Annotated in this window: 17 protein-coding genes; 7 read left to right on the top strand and 10 right to left on the bottom strand. The window is 53.0% G+C overall.

Going from position 1 to position 17845, the window contains the following annotated elements; all coding sequences use genetic code 11:
- The first annotated feature begins 115 nt into the window (after positions 1 to 115).
- On the top strand, positions 116 to 1174 hold the full coding sequence (locus SK50_RS12890) for a YncE family protein (RefSeq protein WP_048229516.1): 1059 nt from the start codon (positions 116 to 118) through the stop codon (positions 1172 to 1174).
- Positions 1175 to 1434: 260 nt separating this feature from the next.
- Here SK50_RS12890 and dcp read toward each other — a convergent pair whose 3' ends face one another.
- Positions 1435 to 3468, bottom strand: coding sequence for a peptidyl-dipeptidase Dcp (gene dcp, locus SK50_RS12885; RefSeq protein ID WP_045344783.1), 2034 nt, complete (start codon positions 3466 to 3468; stop codon positions 1435 to 1437).
- Positions 3469 to 3611: 143 nt separating this feature from the next.
- Between dcp and ydfG the strand changes: the two genes are divergently transcribed.
- The gene (gene ydfG, locus SK50_RS12880) at positions 3612 to 4358 is read left to right on the top strand and encodes a bifunctional NADP-dependent 3-hydroxy acid dehydrogenase/3-hydroxypropionate dehydrogenase YdfG (RefSeq protein WP_015570609.1); all 747 of its coding nucleotides are present in this window, start codon (positions 3612 to 3614) and stop codon (positions 4356 to 4358) included.
- A 90-nt stretch (positions 4359 to 4448) separates the two neighbouring features.
- Entirely contained in the window at positions 4449 to 5135 is a 687-nt protein-coding gene (locus SK50_RS12875) for a GntR family transcriptional regulator (RefSeq protein WP_017694074.1), read from the top strand.
- 35 nt (positions 5136 to 5170) lie between these two features.
- On the opposite strand, the gene SK50_RS12870 is transcribed toward SK50_RS12875, so the two are convergent.
- On the bottom strand, positions 5171 to 5602 hold the full coding sequence (locus SK50_RS12870; protein ID WP_017694075.1) for a universal stress protein: 432 nt from the start codon (positions 5600 to 5602) through the stop codon (positions 5171 to 5173).
- 287 nt (positions 5603 to 5889) lie between these two features.
- Here SK50_RS12870 and ydfZ point away from each other — a divergent pair, with 287 nt between their 5' ends.
- Positions 5890 to 6093, top strand: a complete 204-nt coding sequence (ydfZ, locus tag SK50_RS12865; protein WP_003857405.1) for a putative selenium delivery protein YdfZ — start codon at positions 5890 to 5892, stop codon at positions 6091 to 6093.
- A 44-nt stretch (positions 6094 to 6137) separates the two neighbouring features.
- Here the strand turns inward: ydfZ and SK50_RS12860 are convergent, their stop codons facing one another.
- The 7 genes from SK50_RS12860 to SK50_RS12830 form a co-directional block, all read right to left on the bottom strand.
- On the bottom strand, positions 6138 to 7601 hold the full coding sequence (locus SK50_RS12860; RefSeq protein WP_048229514.1) for a mannitol dehydrogenase family protein: 1464 nt from the start codon (positions 7599 to 7601) through the stop codon (positions 6138 to 6140).
- A 223-nt stretch (positions 7602 to 7824) separates the two neighbouring features.
- The gene (locus tag SK50_RS12855) at positions 7825 to 9363 is read right to left on the bottom strand and encodes an MFS transporter (RefSeq protein WP_015570613.1); all 1539 of its coding nucleotides are present in this window, start codon (positions 9361 to 9363) and stop codon (positions 7825 to 7827) included.
- A 27-nt stretch (positions 9364 to 9390) separates the two neighbouring features.
- On the bottom strand, positions 9391 to 10803 hold the full coding sequence (gene uxaC, locus SK50_RS12850) for a glucuronate isomerase (RefSeq protein ID WP_045344782.1): 1413 nt from the start codon (positions 10801 to 10803) through the stop codon (positions 9391 to 9393).
- Positions 10787 to 12172 carry an MFS transporter gene (locus SK50_RS12845; protein ID WP_017694076.1) on the bottom strand — a complete coding sequence of 462 codons (1386 nt, stop codon included), beginning with the start codon at positions 12170 to 12172 and terminating at the stop codon, positions 10787 to 10789. The genes uxaC and SK50_RS12845 overlap by 17 nt, the downstream gene beginning before the upstream one ends.
- Before the next feature lie 73 nt (positions 12173 to 12245).
- On the bottom strand, positions 12246 to 13265 hold the full coding sequence (locus SK50_RS12840; RefSeq protein WP_023296536.1) for a Zn-dependent oxidoreductase: 1020 nt from the start codon (positions 13263 to 13265) through the stop codon (positions 12246 to 12248).
- A 14-nt stretch (positions 13266 to 13279) separates the two neighbouring features.
- The gene (manD, locus tag SK50_RS12835) at positions 13280 to 14494 is read right to left on the bottom strand and encodes a D-mannonate dehydratase ManD (protein ID WP_017384541.1); all 1215 of its coding nucleotides are present in this window, start codon (positions 14492 to 14494) and stop codon (positions 13280 to 13282) included.
- Between the two features lie 111 nt (positions 14495 to 14605).
- Complete coding sequence (locus SK50_RS12830) at positions 14606 to 14932, bottom strand: YnfA family protein (RefSeq protein ID WP_048229513.1); 327 nt, start codon at positions 14930 to 14932, stop codon at positions 14606 to 14608.
- Between the two features lie 150 nt (positions 14933 to 15082).
- On the opposite strand from SK50_RS12830, the gene SK50_RS12825 reads away from it, so the two are divergent.
- Positions 15083 to 15421 carry a DUF1283 family protein gene (locus tag SK50_RS12825; protein ID WP_006808856.1) on the top strand — a complete coding sequence of 113 codons (339 nt, stop codon included), beginning with the start codon at positions 15083 to 15085 and terminating at the stop codon, positions 15419 to 15421.
- Complete coding sequence (gene speG, locus SK50_RS12820) at positions 15421 to 15981, top strand: spermidine N1-acetyltransferase (protein ID WP_003857416.1); 561 nt, start codon at positions 15421 to 15423, stop codon at positions 15979 to 15981. The genes SK50_RS12825 and speG overlap by 1 nt, the downstream gene beginning before the upstream one ends.
- Before the next feature lie 17 nt (positions 15982 to 15998).
- Here speG and SK50_RS12815 read toward each other — a convergent pair whose 3' ends face one another.
- On the bottom strand, positions 15999 to 16709 hold the full coding sequence (locus tag SK50_RS12815; RefSeq protein ID WP_017384542.1) for a YnfC family lipoprotein: 711 nt from the start codon (positions 16707 to 16709) through the stop codon (positions 15999 to 16001).
- Between the two features lie 192 nt (positions 16710 to 16901).
- On the opposite strand from SK50_RS12815, the gene SK50_RS12810 reads away from it, so the two are divergent.
- Positions 16902 to 17756 (top strand): glycosyltransferase family 17 protein, encoded by an 855-nt coding sequence (locus SK50_RS12810; RefSeq protein WP_003857421.1) that lies wholly within the window; start codon positions 16902 to 16904, stop codon positions 17754 to 17756.
- Positions 17757 to 17845: the final 89 nt, after the last annotated feature.

Below are 17845 nucleotides of genomic sequence, written 5' to 3'. Positions count from 1 at the left end.
AAGAATGGAAATGATAATTATTTGCTTTATTATGCACAGGTAATTTTGTAAGTTAAATGTAAATAAATGTATATTTATCAAAATCAGCGCGGCTCGCGCATGACAGGAACAAAAAATGAACACATTCCATTGGCTAAAAGGAAAGACATGGGGCTTAAGCATTCTTACCGCGGCGTTAACCCTGAGCGCAACGGCGTCAGCAGCCCTCCCGGGTTCGGCTGAGCTCAAGCAGCGCGAACTCGCTGACGGTCTGTATGAGATGGTTTACTCCCCAACGGCAAACGCGTTGTACGTTGCGAGCGCACAGAGTTTCAAAAACGTCAACGGCGGAGTGCTCTATAAACTGGATCCCACAACGCTTGCCACGCAAGGTGAAACCCACACCGACCTGAAAAACTTCGGCATGGCAGCGGACGATAATGGCAAGGTCTACTACACCACCAACACCCTTGATGGCGGGGTATCGAAAGTGGACGTGCAAAGCGGCAAGGTGCTACAGCGCCTGATGTTTGAAGGCAAAGGCAAGGATGGCGACCCGGTTGGTGCGCGTGAAATCCTCTTCCACAAGGGACAACTGTTTATCGGCGGCGTTGCCGACCCTGGGTTTATCTCCGTGGTTGATGCCAACACCATGACGCTAAAAGCCCGAATCGAAAATGCCGGGAAATGGGTGACGGGGATTATTTATTCGCCGCTGACAGACCGCCTTTATGCCGCCAATGGCGGCGGTGAAATTCTGGTGATTAACCCGGAGACGTATAAAATCGAACAGCGCTGGACGCCGGGAGATAAAAAAGCGTATTTGTTCCTGAATATGGCAGAAGATCCGTCCACCGGGCGCCTGTTCGTGACTGATGATTCAAAAGCCAAAACCACACTGGTATTTGATGAGCGCAGCGGGAAAGTTATCAAGCGTCTTAAAGGCGATGCGCTGGGAATTAAGTTTAACGCTGAGCGCAACGAAATTTTCATCACTCAGCGCGAATCCAGGAAGGTGTTGCAGCTTGACGCCGGGAGCTATGCTGTGAAAAACAGCTGGACGTTCACCAGCCATCCCAACAGTCTTCTGGTAACACCGGACGGTAAAACGTTATACGTAACCGTGAAGCAGGACTTCAATGACGACAACACGACGAAAGGCCCGGATAGTGTGGTTCGTATTTCATTAAATTAAACAATATACAGCCATCCTGTGAGGGATGGCTGACTTATAAACGTGGACGCTGAAGCAGTATCTTTAGTCCGGCCAACGGATAAAGCCGAGTTAAAGCGCCAGATGTTCTAAAGTCGCGGGGATCCTTACTGGGTAAAAGTAAAGGTGTAGCTACGTGAAGCTGACCCCTATCCTCCTGCAAATTTCGCAGAATTAAGGATTCATTTTGGGAAAGAAAAAACCGGGCCTCGCGCCCGGTTCTGTTCCCACACTAAAAAGCCTTACGCACTCAATCCGCGATTCTCCAGCATCGGTTCGATCTTCGGATCGTGCCCGCGCCAGTTCCGGTAAAGTTCAGCTAAATCAGTGCTGTTGCCGCGGGACAAAATCGCCTCGCGGAATTTCTGTCCGTTCACGCGTGTCAAACCGCCCTGCTCGACAAACCACTGGTAGCCATCGTCCGCCAGCATCTGCGTCCAGAGATAGGCGTAATAGCCCGCCGCGTAGCCGCCGCCGAAGATGTGGGCGAAATAGCTGCTGCGATAGCGCGGCGGTACGGCTGGAAGATCCAACCCCTCTTTTTTCAACGCGGCGGCTTCAAAGGCTTCCACGTCTTCAACGGGCTCCTGAATGCCGTGCCAGTTCATATCCAGCAGCGCGGCGCTCAATAGCTCCGTCATGTCATAACCCTTATTAAACTGGGTCGCATTGAGCATTTTTTCCCGCAGCGCATCCGGCATCGGTTCGCCGGTTTGATAGTGACGAGCAAAGTGCGCAAATACCTGCGGATGGCTGGCCCAGTGTTCATTGATTTGCGAAGGAAATTCAACGAAATCACGTGGCGTGTTGGTGCCTGAAAGCGTGGCATAGCGCTGGCTGGCAAACAGGCCATGCAGGGTATGGCCAAACTCGTGGAACAGGGTAATCACATCATCCCAGGAGATCAGCGCGGTCTGCCCGTTCGCCGGTTTTTGATAGTTGCAGACGTTATAAATCACCGGACGCGCGGCAAACTCATAAGACTGCTCAACAAAATTCCCCATCCACGCGCCGCCCGCTTTGGAATCACGCGCGAAAAAGTCGCCGTAGAACAGCGCCATGCCTTCACCCGTGTGGTCGAAAATCTCCCACACGCGAACATCCGGGTGGTAAACCGGAATATCAAAACGCTCGACAAAGCGGATACCGAACAGCTGCGTGGCGGTCCAGAATACGCCATCTTCCAGCACGGTATTGAGTGCGAAATAGGGTTTGATCTGCGACTCATCCAGCGCGTATTTCGCTGAGCGCACGCGTTCGGCATAAAACGCCCAGTCCCAGGCCTGTACCGTAAAACCACCCTGCTCGTCGTCGATGACCTTCTGAATATCCGCCTGCTCCAGCGCGGCCCTGCCGCGTGCCGCAGGAACTATCCCGCGCATGAATTCGAGCGCGGCTTCCGGCGTTTTCGCCATCTGATCGGCAATGCTCCAGCTCGCATAGTTGTCAAAGCCGAGCAGCTGCGCCTGTCTTGCCCGTAACCCGGTAAGCCGACGGATCAGCTCGCGCGTATCGTTTTCGTCGCCTTTCTGAGTGCGTTCCCAGCCCGCGCTGAACAACTTTTTACGGGTCTCGCGCAACGACAGCGCCGCCAGCGCGGGCTGTTGCGTGGTATTCAAAAGCGGGATCAGCCAGCGATCCGTCAGCCCTTTTTCTGCGGCAGCGTGAGCCGCGGCAGCCACCTCCTCCGCACTGAGCCCGTCAAGCTGGTGAACATTGTCCACCACCAGCCCTCCCGCCTTGTTCGCCGCCAGCAGGCGCTGGTTGAACTGGCTGGTCAGGGTGGCGGCTTCGGTATTCAGGGCTTTCAGCTCGGCTTTTTCATCGGCGTTCAGACGCGCGCCCGCAAGAACAAAGTGCTGATACATCTCCTCCGTCAGTCGTCGGGATTCGGCATCCAGCGCCTCGCGATCCTGCCAGACGGCTTCCACGCGGGCGAAAAGCGTATCGTTTAGCCAGATATCGTTCGCCAGCCCGGCCAGTTCGGTGGAGAACTGCTCGTCCAGTGCCTGAAGATCATCGTTGGTGTGTGCGGACGTCATGGCGAAGAACACGCTGCTCACGCGCGACAGCATGGCCCCGCTCTTTTCCAGCGCCAGCACGGTATTGTCGAAGTCCGGCGCGGCGCGCTGCGCGATAATCGCGTCAATGTCTGCACGCTTCAGGCGCATTGCTTCATCAAATGCCGGACGATAATGGCTGTCGTTAATCGCATCAAAACGTGGCGCCTGATAAGGCAACAGGCTAATTTCAAAAAAAGGATTGTTGACCGACATCGTTTACTCCTGAGCACGGTATTTCTCCCCAGAGTAGGCCAGCCTGCGCCGGCCTGCAATGGCGTCATACAAATGTTGCCTTAACGACGTGCCGGAGAGCGTGCTATGTTAGTACAACACAAAAAGCGTTGAGGAACAGTGAGATGATTATTTTAGTTACCGGGGCGACAGCGGGTTTTGGTGAAAGCATCACGCGTCGCTTCGTCGCCAACGGACACAAAGTGATTGCAACAGGGCGCCGTCAGGAGCGTTTGCAGGAGCTAAAAGACGAGCTGGGTGACAGCATTCTGACCGCGCAGCTGGACGTCCGCAACCGCGCCGCCATCGAAGAGATGATTGCCAACCTGCCTGCCGAATGGCGTGAAATTGACGTGCTGGTCAATAACGCTGGCCTGGCACTGGGCATGGAGCCTGCCCACAAAGCCAGCGTGGAAGACTGGGAAAACATGATCGACACCAACAACAAAGGGCTGGTGTACATGACCCGCGCCGTGCTGCCGGGCATGGTTGAACGTAACCGTGGCCATATCATTAACATCGGTTCCACCGCCGGAAGCTGGCCTTACGCGGGCGGCAACGTCTATGGCGCGACCAAAGCCTTTGTCCGCCAGTTCAGCCTGAACCTGCGCACCGACCTGCACGGAACCGCGATCCGCGTGACCGATGTTGAACCGGGTCTGGTAGGCGGAACTGAATTCTCCAACGTGCGTTTCAAAGGCGACGACGCCAAAGCGGATAAAACCTATGAAAACGCGAATGCGCTGACGCCGGAAGATATCACCGAAACCGTCTGGTGGGTCGCGAATCTGCCGAAGCATGTCAACATCAATACGGTTGAGATGATGCCCGTCAGCCAGACCTATGCCGGACTCAGCGTGCATCGCGGTTAATTTACCCCACCCGGCCTGCGGGCCGGGTATGTGATGGCAGGGAAAAGAATGGTAGTATGTTCAGGTTAACTCTCTGAGAAATCACAACCCATGGCCGCTGAATCGCAACTTAATCCTACCCAGCCCGTTAATCAGCAAATATATCGCATCTTACGCCGTGATATTGTTCGCTGCCTGATCCCACCGGGAACGCCACTCTCAGAAAAAGAGGTTTCGGTACGTTTTGACGTTTCCCGTCAGCCCGTACGTGAGGCGTTTATTAAGCTTGCAGAAAACGGCCTTATTCAGATCCGCCCTCAGCGCGGCAGCTATGTAAATAAAATTTCGCTTTCGCAGGTACGGAATGGCTGTTTTGTTCGCCAGGCCATCGAGTGCGCCGTGGTGCGTCGCGCCGCGTCGCTCATCAACGATAACCAGTGCTACCTGCTGGAGCAAAACCTGCATCAGCAACGAATCGCCATCGACCGCAAACAGTTAAACGACTTTTTCCAGCTGGACGACGAGTTCCACCAGAAACTGGCGCAGATCGCCGAGTGCCAGCTCGCGTGGGATACCGTCGAAAACATCAAAGCTACCATCGACCGCGTGCGCTACATGAGCCTCGACCATGTTTCTCCGCCAGAGATGTTGCTGCGCCAGCATCATGATATTTTCAGCGCGCTGAAAAAACGCGACGTGGAAGCCGTAGATAAAGCGATGACGCTTCACCTTCAGGAAATTAGTGAGTCAGTTCAGTTAATTCGTCAGGAAAACCGCGAGTGGTTCAGCGAAGAATAAAACCTCGCCGCCCCCTTTCGGTTGCGGCGAAGTAATTAGCGGACCACTAATACCGGAATAGTGGCGTAGCGCAGGATAGTTTCAGCATTCGAACCCAGCAGATGGGTTGTAATGCTCGGATTTTTTGATCCGATAACAATGACATCATATTTCCCCTCTTTGCTGAGCTTGATGATTTCATCGCGTACGTTGCCGAAGCGAACTTCACAGTCAATATTGTCCGGGGACATATCAAAGAGCCGTTTCAGCGCCTTCATCTTCTTATCAGACTCGGCGGTCATATACTCTTCGAACTTCTTAATATCGGCATTGAATCCCCGCAGTAACGAACGGCTGCTGTTCGGGAGAATGTTGATCAGGGTGATCGTCGCGCCTTCCGTCTTCGCGAGGTTGACCGCGTGGCGTACCGCTTTATCGCTCAAATCCATTTCAAACACATCAACAGGCATCAAAATTTTCTTATACATAAGCCTGACTCCTTTTCCGATGAAGGGTTATTTTCTGCCTCCAGAATGACATTGTGGATATAAACAAAGCCTAAACACTTGCACCCGGAAACTATCAATTAAGGAAAATAACTGTCCGCTTTGTAAAGTGGTGTCCTGAACCGTCAACGCCTGCATGAAATAAGAAAAAAGTGTGAGCTTGATCAAAAGCAAATAATTTCGTTAAAGAGAGGCGTATTAATAGTGCCCCGTGAACGGCAGCCGTTGAATTAGCGCCGTAACGGATAAGTACGAGAGGAGAAAATACCATGATGACATACGACCGTAACCGAAATGCAATCACCACTGGCAGCCGCGTCATGATTAGCGGCACAGGCCAGTTCGGCGTGATTAAAGCGATCCACAGCGACGGCCTTAATGCCGAGCAGGTGCGTCGTGGTAAAACGGTTGAAGTCGAAGGATGCGAAGGTAAGTTCGAACCGATTGAGCTGATTCGCCTGGGGATGCACTAAGCTGCGCCCCGACATGCCGCCGCGGACGGCGGCATGTCATCGCGTTAAAGCCGGGAGGCGTACTCAGCAACCGTGGCCTTCGCGCCTTTTTGCAGCAACGTTTGATAGGCCTGCATGACCGCAGCCACAAACACCGCGTCCTTCGGCAGCTCGTTACCGAAAATAGCCTCAATGCCCAACAGCGCGCTAACGCGGCTTTCGCCTTCAGCGCTACCGTTTACCGCCGCCTGAATCACCGCCAGCTGCGGATCGCTCACCTCAATCGCGTTACCCTGCTCATCCACACCGCCGACATAACGCATCCAGCCCACCACACCCAGGGCCAGCAGCGGGAAGGGTTTCTGGTGGACAAGGTGCCAGCGCACGGAATCGAGCATCCGCTGCGGCAATTTCTGGCTACCGTCCATGGCGATTTGCCAGGTGCGGTGACGCAGGGCCGGATTGCTGTAACGTGCGATCAGCTGGTCGGCATAGTGAGCTAAATCCACCCCCTTCACTTTCAGCGTCGGCGCCTGCTCTTTCAGCATCAGCGCATGCGCGGCTGCGCGATAATGTTCATCTTCCATGCAGTCGTTAATGTGCTGATAACCGGCCAGGTAGCCGAGATAGGCCAGGAACGAGTGGCTGCCGTTAAGCATACGCAGCTTCATCTCTTCAAACGGAATGACATCAGAAACCAGTTCCGCACCGGCCTTTTCCCACTGTGGACGTCCGGCGACGAAATTATCTTCAACCACCCACTGGCGGAACGGCTCGCAGGCGACACCTGCCGGATCGCGTACGCCGGTCAGCTGTTCAATTTTATCCAGCGTTTCAGCCGTGACGGCGGGCACAATACGGTCCACCATGGTTGACGGGAAGGTGACGTTCGCTTCAATCCAGTCGGCCAGTTCGCCGTCAACAGCGCGCGCGTAGGCGCAGGTGACATTGCGCATCACATGGCCGTTTTCCGGCATGTTATCGCATGACATCACGCTGAATGCTGGCAGCCCCGCCGCCTTACGCCGCGCCAGCGCTTCAACCACTACGCCTGGCGCAGATTTCGGCTGATGGGGGTTTTGCAGGTCGGCAACGATTAACGGATGATCGAACATCAGTTGTCCGGTTGCCGGGGAGTGGCAATACCCTTTCTCGGTGATGGTCAGGGAAACAATGGCGACCTGCGGATCGCACAGCGCCGCCAGCACGGTTTCAAGGCCGTCGACCTGCGCATGCAGCGCATTTTTGACGACGCCGACCACGCGCGCCGTCCACGCATCGGCAGACATCTCTGCTACGGTATAAAGATTATCCTGTGCCTTCAGATCGGCGATCTGCTGTTCGCCGCCAATCAGGTTAACTTCGCAGTAACCCCAGTCGCTGCCCTGTTCTGCGGCGAGTATATCGGTGTACACCGCCTGGTGCGCACGGTGAAACGCGCCAAACCCTAAATGAACAATGCGTGCCTTGAGGCTGTCGCGATCGTACTGAGGACGCGTTGCCTTCGCCTGTAATAAACGGTTTTCCATGATTGAGACTCGTTAATTATGAACGCTGAGATCCGCAGCCGCTCTGGTGACAGTGCGGCTGCGCCGGTTGACTAAACCAACTAGAATGGCAGTGTCATTACTTTATCCTGCCGATCACAATACTGGTTATGCTGCCATGAACATTGATTTACATTAACTTTCGGCCAAGTGGTGTGATATAAAAATCAAGTTGTGTGACATCTGGCAAAAGATATAAACCAGATCATACAGGGGTGCGCACCGTCTGCTCGCCGGACCGGACCGTCGGCTCACGCCACAACCTGTCGTAGGAATAGCCTGTTAAATCTTCCACGACCCGGCGAGCTTCGGCGGATACGCGTTGGGGAGAGCCGTTGGCTTTCAGGCGATCCAGCTCATCCACAAAGATTTTGTGCGTACGCTTGTTCAGGTTGAATGTCAGAGCCTGCCACAGGGCCAGGATAAGCAAGGCAGCAGTGCCGATGAACATCAGCATTGCGATGGTGTGGATGGCTTCGGTTGGCTGTGTCTGGCTCCCTTTTACAAATCCGCCGCTTTGTAACAGGAGACCCACAATAAAGGTGGCAATAGCGACCGTGGTTTTTCGGGAAAATGTCATTACCGCGGCAAACAGTCCCTCACGACGCTGACGGCTGACCATTTCATCGATATCTGGAATGAACGGGAACACGTTCCACGGTGTAAACTCAAGGACGCAGCGCCCCACCTGATACACCCCGGCCAGAATGACCAGCGTCGCGACGGTATTCAGCGCAGGGATCTGGTACACGGCAAAGAAGCCCCCCAAACAGAGCAACATCAGTGAATAGGCAAATACATATAGCTTTGATGGCCCATATCTGATGATCCCTATACCCGCAATTAACGTGACGGGCAGCCCCACAATACTCATCGACAGCAGCGTGCCTGCCAGTGAGGAAGAGACATTCAGACAGTAGACGCAGAAAAATACAAATACCGTGTTGTAGACATCTTTGCCGGTAAACGACAGCAGATAGATGGCGAGATGTTTCCTGAAGGCCCGGATTTTCAGGGTGGAACCATACTCCTTAAAAAGTCGTCCAAAGGCAGCCAGCTTCTCCCCTGCTGTTTGTGGGCGTGTGTTTTTTTCCAGCCCGGAGAGCATTTCCGGCGTCAACTCGCGTTCCCAGGTCACTTTCCACGAGATGAATACACATACCATAAACAGTACAGCAAAAATAACGCCGTTTATGAGGTAGGCATGGGCGCTGTTTTCCCCGAAATAGCCGATCAGTAATCCGGGAATAAATGTCGCCAGAAACGTCCCGGACGCTGAAAGAAACATGCGACAGGTAGAGAGTTTGGTCCGCTGGTTAAAGTCTTTTGTCATTTCTGACGGTAACGTTTCCCACGGGATCAGTACCATTGCAGCAATAATTTCAAATGCTAGATAGACGGCGAGATAAAAACCGTATGTCATGCCATCAAGCCACAGCAATGCATAGACCAGCATCAACGGTGCACCGATCAGCAAAAAGAAACGTCGGCGACCAAATTTTTTACCAAAATAGTTTTTGTAAAAATGGTCAGTGAAACTTCCCATAAACAAACTAACGATAGCATCGACAATGCGCGCTATAGCAACAATAGACGCCGCTTCAACCGGTGACAACCCAACAAATGTCGTATAGAAGAATAATAACCAGGCGCCGATAACGGTAAAGGCACCGCCGCCCATAATATCCGTTAGTCCGTAGCCGATACTAACCGGAATAGTAATTTTTTTTGCAGTACGAGACATGTTCCATCCCCACTCAGTGAGTAGAATTTAGAATCTGAAATAGTTTTCAGCATTATCATGGCAAATATTTTTAACCATCTTCGTTAGGATGGCGTTATTATCCGGAACTTCACCACGCTCCACCCAGCCGCCAATGATATTGCACAAAATACGACGAAAATAATCGTGGCGAGTATACGAAACCAGACTACGGGAATCGGTTAACATACCGACAAAATTCATTAATAGCCCCTGATCCGCAAGGCTATGTAGCTGGTTTTCCATTCCGCGTTGAGTGTCGTTAAACCACCATCCGGAGCCAAACTGTATCGGCGATTTAACGCCCAATTCCGCAGTCTGAAAATTAGCGATAGTCGTCGCGACAATATCGTTATAGCTGGCGTTGAGGTTATATAGAATGGTTTTGGGCAAAGCTTCAGCCTGCGCCATTGCATCCAGGAGTTGGTTGAGATTGGCCGCAAGATTCGACTGATCGGTCAGCGAGTCAAAACCAGTATTACTACCCAAAGAACGGTACATGCGGGAATTATTATTGCGAATCGCACCGAAGTGTATCTGCATTGCCCAGTTATGCTGCCTGTAATTATGCGCCAGCATAATAAAAATGGCACTGTCAAGAATCGCATTATTACGGGCGTCCAGATTTTCACCCCGGCGCTTTCGGGCAAACACGGATTCAACCTGACTTTCATCTGCTGACTGAAAATGGATCTCCACGGGTCCGTGATCGGAAATTCGGCACCCCATTTCGTGGAACCAGGCAATACGCTGGCTCATTCCCTTAACAAAATCGCTGAATGTCTGGATTTTAGATCCTGTCGTCTCACCTAATCGATCGATAAAGTCGGCAAACTGTTCCGCGTTTTGCGCAAAAACATCGTCCGGACGAAAGGTCGGTAATACCTTAACGTTGAACGTCGCGTCATCACGCAATAATTGATGGTAGCGTAAATCATCAAGCGGAGCATCTGTCGTGCAAATAACTTCTACCCTGGAGCGTTTAATGAGTTCCCTCGGCGTAAAATCAGGCTGCTGCAATAGCAGATTACAGTGCTCCATTATTTCACGCCAGTTATGCCTGCCCAGCGGTTCGTCACAGTTAAAATAGTGGTGAAGTTCTAAATGAGTCCAGTGATAGAGCGGATTTCCATAGCTCGCTTCGACCGTTTCAGCCCATGCCGCAAATTTATCCTCCGCCGGGGCATCGCCCGTAATGTATTTTTCGTCAATACCGTTGGCGCGCATGGCGCGCCATTTATAATGATCGCCAGCCAGCCAGAGTTCGGTAATATTATCGAGATTTTTATTCTTGAAGATATCTTTCGCGTCCAGGTGACAGTGATAATCAATAATTGGCAGCGCTTTCGCGACGTTACGATAAAGTTCAACACCTCTCGCATTGCCAATCATAAAGTTATCAAACTCATGACAGGGCTCCATATTTCCGCTGCTTCGCTGCGGTATCGCTCTGGCGCAGGGGTTCAGCTGCATCTTCCACCAGGCTCAAATCGCGGTCGCGCACTTCTGGCATCAGCAAAGCGGAGACCAGCCCAATCAGCGAGTACGCCACCAGCATCGCCACAATCGGCCACCAGGACCCGGTCATATTGCAGAAGATCCCCGCCAGCACCGGACCAAAGCCTACCGCCACCAGACCGCCCGCCTCTTTGGAGATCGCCATGCGGGTAAAGCGGTTTCGCGAACCAAACATCTCCGCCATGGTGATGTTTTCCAGCGCAAACAGCCCGAGCACCGCAAAGTTATGAATAACGATGATAGAGAGCATAATCACGCCCGGCGCGTAACTCTTATCGACGATAATCGACAGCATCGGGTAAGCCAGAATAATGGCTGAAATGTTAAGGATGATATATGGCAGACGGCGCCCCACTTTATCGGACAGCCAGCCCAGCAGCGGGATGGAGACGAAGCCAAGAATCGAGCTGATCATCAGCGCATCGGTTGGGATCGCCTTATCAAATAACAGCGTCTGTACCAAGTACCCGGCAAGGAAGGTCTGGATAAGCCCAGAGTTACCGGCCTGACCAAAGCGCAGCCCCGTCGCCAGCCAGAACGATTTGCTCTTAAACATCGCGCCGACCGAGGTATCCTGCGCAGCAACCGGCGCAACGGCTTCGGCATCGTTTACCTTCTCAAACACCGGGCTCTCTTTAAGGTTCATACGCAGCCAGATGGCGAAGATCATCACCACCACGCTGGCGAGGAACGGCACGCGCCAGCCCCAGGCAATAAGTTCTTCACGATCGAGGGCAAAGAACATCACGGCCCAGATCGCCGTGGCGCTCAGCGTCCCGCAGTTGGTGCCCATGGCCACCAGCGAGGAGATGATGCCGCGTTTACCCTTCGGGGCGTATTCGGCCAGCATGGTGCCTGCGCCGGAGATTTCAGCCCCCGCGCCCAGCCCCTGAATAATACGCAGCGTCACCAGCAGCACCGGTGCGAAAATCCCGATCTGCGCGTAGGTTGGCAGGACGCCGATTAAGGTGGTGCAGATCCCCATCATGGTGATGGTGATAAACAGCACTTTTTTACGGCCAATTCTGTCGCCCATTCTGCCGAAGATAAATGCCCCGACAATACGCGCGATGTAGCCTGCGCCGTAGGTGCCCATCGCCAGGATCAGCGCCATGGCCGCGGACTGCTCAGGGAAGAAAATTTCATGAAACACCAGCGCGGCGCCAAGGGAGTAGAGCTGGAAATCCATAAACTCCAGGGCGGTGCCCAGCCAGCCAGATACGGCGGCTTTCACCAGATCTGACGTACTTCTTTGAGGTTGTGCTTGAGTCATAATGGCTATCTCTGCAAGGTAAGATGCGTACCACTGAGAGCCTGTCTTCGCAGGCTCTTAACCGCGTGAATTATTATTGGTCGAACGTGAGCAAGACTTTGCAGCACTGCCGCTGGTCTTTTTCAAACAGTTCGATGGCGTCTGTAACGTGGTGATAGTCAAATGTATGGGTGACCAGTTTTTCAGGGTCGATCAGCCCTTTTTCCAGCCAGTCAATGACCACCGGGAATTTGTTGGCATTCAGGCGCGAAGAGAAGATCGACAGCTCTTTGCCGGTGATCCCCTGCTGCACAATCTGGCTCGGGTCGCTGGAGAAGCCCATCAGCACGATGCGCGCCGCCGGAGACGCCAGCGTAATCGCTTCCTGTAAAATGGACGGATGACAGGCAGCATCGATGATTAACGTCGGCTTGATGCCTTTTTCATCCAGCGCGGCCTGTAAAGAATGCTCGCCGTTGTTGAAGACCCAGTCTGCGCCGCTGCGTTGCGCCATCTCCAGCCGCTCATCAATGCGATCCACCACGATGACCTGCTTCACCTTGTAAACGCCCTTCAGCGCCTGCACGGTGACCAGCCCCATCGGGCCTGCGCCGTAAATCAGCGCCACATCCTGTTCGGTGGGTTTCGCCTGCCCCGTCACGTTGGCGGCAATGGTGAATGGCTCAACCATCACCGCGTGGTGGTCAGGGATCGCATCCGGAATGCGCCAGGCATTTTTCGCCGGCACCACGGCGTATTCGCTGAAGCCGCCGTCACGGTGGACGCCCAGCACCACCAGCGAAGTACAAACGTTCGGTTTTCCAACGGAACACGGGTAGCAGTGCCCGCAGCTGATCACCGGATCAACCGAAACGCGCTGGCCCAGTCGGGTGCCCTCCACGCCTTCGCCAACCGCGTCTATTTCGCCAAAGAACTCGTGACCGATTACCCGCGGGTATTTCGCAAACGGGTTATGCCCGCGATAGATATGGCTGTCTGAACCGCAAATACCGGCGAGCTTAATTTTGACGCGGACGTCGCCTGCGCCCGGCAACGGGAGAGGACGCTCTTCAATCACCAGCACATCCGGCTGTTGGATCACTACGCTTTTCATCATTCGCTCCTCGTTTACCAGTTCCAGAGGGTGCCGTCTTCCAGACGAGCCACCGGCAGATAAGCCGGATCGTACGGGTATTTCGCCGCCAGCTTCTCATCAAACTCAATGCCCAGCCCTGGCTTGTCGCCCGGGTGCATATAGCCGTTATCGAAGCGCCAGCTGTGCGGGAACACTTCCAGCATCTGCTCCGAATACCCCATATACTCTTGCACGCCAAAGTTCGGTACCCACAGGTCAAAATGCAGCGCCGCGGCGTGGCAAATCGGCGACAGATCCGACGGGCCGTGTGAGCCGGTACGCACCTGATAAAGTGAGGCAAAGTCCGCAATGCGACGCATCCCGGTGATGCCGCCCGCATGGGTTATGGTGGCGCGGATATAGTCAATGAGCTGCTCTTCAATCAGCTGCTTGCAGTCCCAGATGCTGTTGAACACTTCCCCCACCGCAATTGGCGTGACGGTGTGCTGGCGGATCAGGCGGAAACACTCCTGGTTTTCAGCGGGAGTCGGATCTTCCATCCAGAACAGACGGTACTCTTCAATGCTTTTGCCGAATCGCGCCGCTTCGATGGGCGTCAGACGGTGGTGCATGTCGTGAAGGAGATGTTCATTGAAGCCGAACTGACTGCGCACTGCGTCGAACAGTTTCGGCGTGAAGTCGAGGTATTTTTCAGTGGACCATAGCTGCTCTTCCGGCCAGGCGCCCTTGGTCGCTGGCTCATACGCCAGCCCTTTTCCTTTTGCCATGCCGTAGGTGGTTTTCATTCCCGGCACGCCGCACTGCACGCGAATTGCCTTGAAGCCCATCTCTTTATGACGGGCATAATCTTCCAGCACGTCGTCAATGGTGTGCCCGGTGGTGTGACAATAAACCATCACCCCTTCCCGGGAGGCTCCGCCCAGAAGCTGATAGAGCGGCATGTTCGCGGCTTTCGCCTTAATGTCCCACAGCGCCATATCCACGGCAGAAATCGCTGACATGGTGACCGGACCACGACGCCAGTAAGCGCCTTTATAGAAGAACTGCCAGATATCTTCGATGCGGTGCGCATCGCGGCCAATCAACTGAGGGCACAGGTGATCTTTCAGGTAGGAGGCAACGGAAAGTTCACGTCCGTTCAGCGTGGCATCACCCAGGCCGACAATGCCCTCATCGGTGGTGATTTTAAGGGTGACAAAGTTACGCCCCGGGCAGGTGACAAATACTTCAGCCCCGACAATCTTCATAATCCATTTCCTTACATCGCTCGTTGTGATGCAGGAAATTTACGCAACTACACTACTACCATACAAGTATAATGATCGTAAAATCAGCGGGCGATCACACTATAAGGACGCTTATGCGCGTCCCCAACCGGCCACGATGATCAACATGCCGCACAGGGCAATCAGCGCGCCTGCCCAGTCATACAGGCTTAGCCTGACGCCATCGACAACGCGCAGCCACAGCAGCGCGGTACAGACGTACACTCCGCCGTAGGCCGCATATTCCCTCCCGCTGGCGGCCGGATGCAGGGTGAGCAGCCAGACAAAAAGGGCCAGGGACACACCCGCCGGGATCAGCAGCAGCGCGGAAGCGCCCCGCTTTAGCCAGAGCCACGGCAAAAAGCATCCGATGATTTCGCACAGCGCGGTCGCGAAAAAAAGCAGCGTCGTTTTGAACATTTTTCTCGTTTCGTGAGGATTGATTTAGACATCATACGCGATAATGTTCACATCGTTCCCATACCTGCCGCGCGGGTATGACACCCTTTCGGATTGGTGTAGAATCCAACGGGGTAATCCGATTGTCTGCACCCGTTTAAAGGAAACGCTATGACTACATTAAGCAAACGCCTTTGTCTGACAGCCGTACTGGCGCTGTCATCGTTCGCCTTCGCCGCAACGGCATCAGCCGAAACCAGCAAACTCATCATTGAGTCTGGTGACAGCGCGCAAAGCCGTCAGAACGCCGCCATGGACAAAGAACAATGGAATGACACCCGCAGCCTGCGTCAGAAAGTGAATAAGCGCGTGGAAAAAGAGTGGGATAAAGAAGACGTCGCGTTTGATGCCCGCGACAAATGCCAGCAAAGTGCCAACGTCAACGCCTATTGGGAGCCTAACACCCTGCGCTGTCTGGATCGTCGCACTGGCCGCACGGTAGCACCGTAATGTCGACGCCGTGTGACGTTAAGCTCCGTCCGCTGGAGCGCGAAGATTTACGCTTTGTTCACCAGCTCGACAACAATGCCAGCGTGATGCGCTACTGGTTTGAAGAGCCTTATGAGGCGTTTGTCGAGCTGTCCGATCTCTACGACAAGCATATCCACGATCAGAGTGAACGCCGGTTTGTGGTGGAGTGCGAAGGTGAGAAAGCCGGGCTGGTTGAACTGGTTGAGATCAACCACGTTCACCGTCGAGCGGAATTTCAGATCATTATTTCACCGGAGCACCAGGGGAAAGGTCTTGCGTCGCGGGCGGCAAAGCTGGCGATGGATTACGGGTTTAACGTCCTGAATCTCTACAAGCTTTACCTTATCGTCGACAAAGAGAACGAAAAAGCGATTCATATCTACCGTAAGCTGGGCTTTATGGTGGAAGGTGAACTGATCCATGAGTTCTTTATTAACGGCGAATACCGTAACACCATCCGCATGTGCATTTTCCAGCATCAGCATCTGGCCGGGCATAAGTCCTCCTCCGCCAGCCTGCTTAAACCCACCGCGCAGTAACCTGCGCGGTTTTATTCTCAATAATATTCAATGCTGTTTTTGATGGTGTACTTGTGCTCAACGGCAGGTTTGACGCTGTCATCGGTGATCACCAGCTCACAGCTCACCGGGTTATTGTGGCGATCGTAATCACAGCTCTGCTTTACATTGCCCATCGGTTTATCGTTCAACAGGCTTACCGCCGTATAATCCATGCGCTTGCGCAGATCTTTCGACGGCACCGACTTGACCGATAAACGCTTGTCGCCGGAAACCGTAGTTTTACCCAGCGGGTAGCCGTCGGCGTCATACTGGTACTTCACTTCCATCTCTTTGCTGTGCGCGGCAACCACAAACCCGTTATCGTCCGTGTCCCACGTCAGGCCGGCAGACGGCAGTTCCGCCAGCTGACATTTTCCCTGCAACTTTACCTTCTGCTGCTGGGTTTCCGCATCGACGTAGTAGTTAGCATCCAGCACCAGCGCAACGCCCGTATTAGCGTCGAGATCGTGCAGTTCAAGCGTATCGAAACACCCTTCCGTTGACATCGTGCCGGTCACACGTTTAGAGACTTCACCCTTATCGTTGAACAGCGTCTGGGTAAAATCCTTCACCGGCCCGCGCAGAGGATCAAAGTCAAACTCGTTCGAAAAACTCGCCATCTCCGGCGTAAATGACAGCGGCGCGGTGTTGTTGTCGCATCCCACCAGTACCGTTGCCAGTAGCGTTATCGCTGCGTATTTGTTCACATCATTTACCGTTCAAAGAGAGATACAATCATATTAGCAAATACAGCAACTTACATAACAGCACTTCATTTGACTCTTTGCGCTGTATAAATCCGTCGTTTGCATTGACGAGACCTGCCAAAGTGGCTACTTTGGGCGCGGAAGATTCCACACTATTATAAAATTAGATTCTTAAATTTTCGGGTTAACATCATGATTTACGACTGTTTTTTATACTATGACGAAGATATGTTGCTCGACATCAGATTACATACTCTCGCTGATGTCGTTGACCGTTTTGTCATTGTAGAAGCAACACACTCTTTTACGGGCATACCGAGAGAATTGCATTTCGATATTACAAAGTTTGCCAAATTCAAAGACAAAATCATTTACGTGCCTTTTGACGCGCAGCCTATTTTAAACCGTGCGGATAATAACCAGGTTGATGCCTGGGCAAATGAAGCAGCGCTTCGCAACTCCATTATGAACGGGTTAAAAGACGCGGCAGACGACGATCTGATTCTGGTGTCAGACGTTGACGAAATCTTCTCTCCCGACACGGTCAGGGCCATTAATCCGCGCGCGCTCTGCACGACTATTCATCAAAACGTGTTCAACTATCAGTTTAATCTCCAGGTTCACAACACGGATGGTACGCCGAGAAAATGTACCTTGCCCCGCGCGACGTCCTATTACAACCTTAAGCATTTCTTCCACGGTGAGCCTGAATCTTTCAGAAACTGGAAGCGTGCGCGCAAAGATAAAAACTGGTCATGGTTTAAATGGAACTGGCTAAAAATCAATAATAAAATTGTGAAAGATGGCGGCTGGCATTTCTCATGGGTAATGACTCCAGAAAGAATTTCCGAAAAAATGTCTACCATTTCTCATACCGAATACGATCTGCCGGAATTTAATAACCCGGAACATATTATGAAGGTTATTACCAACGCCGAAGATATCTGGGGACGAGACCGAAAACTGGTCAGGCAAGAGGTATCAAAACGCACCCTGCCTTCTTATCTGGTAGACAATCAGCACCATTACTCGCAATTTATTTTATGACGCAGGCAGGGCTCCAGGACAATTCAGAAAGACAGGTCCAAAAACAAAAGCTTACCCTAACCCTGCTATGCTTACAGTCCACACAGTGA

This window comes from Enterobacter sp. BWH64 (assembly GCF_001037645.1).
Classification (GTDB): Bacteria; Pseudomonadota; Gammaproteobacteria; order Enterobacterales; family Enterobacteriaceae; genus Enterobacter; species Enterobacter hormaechei_C.
This window is presented reverse-complemented; position numbering and strand designations above follow the sequence as displayed.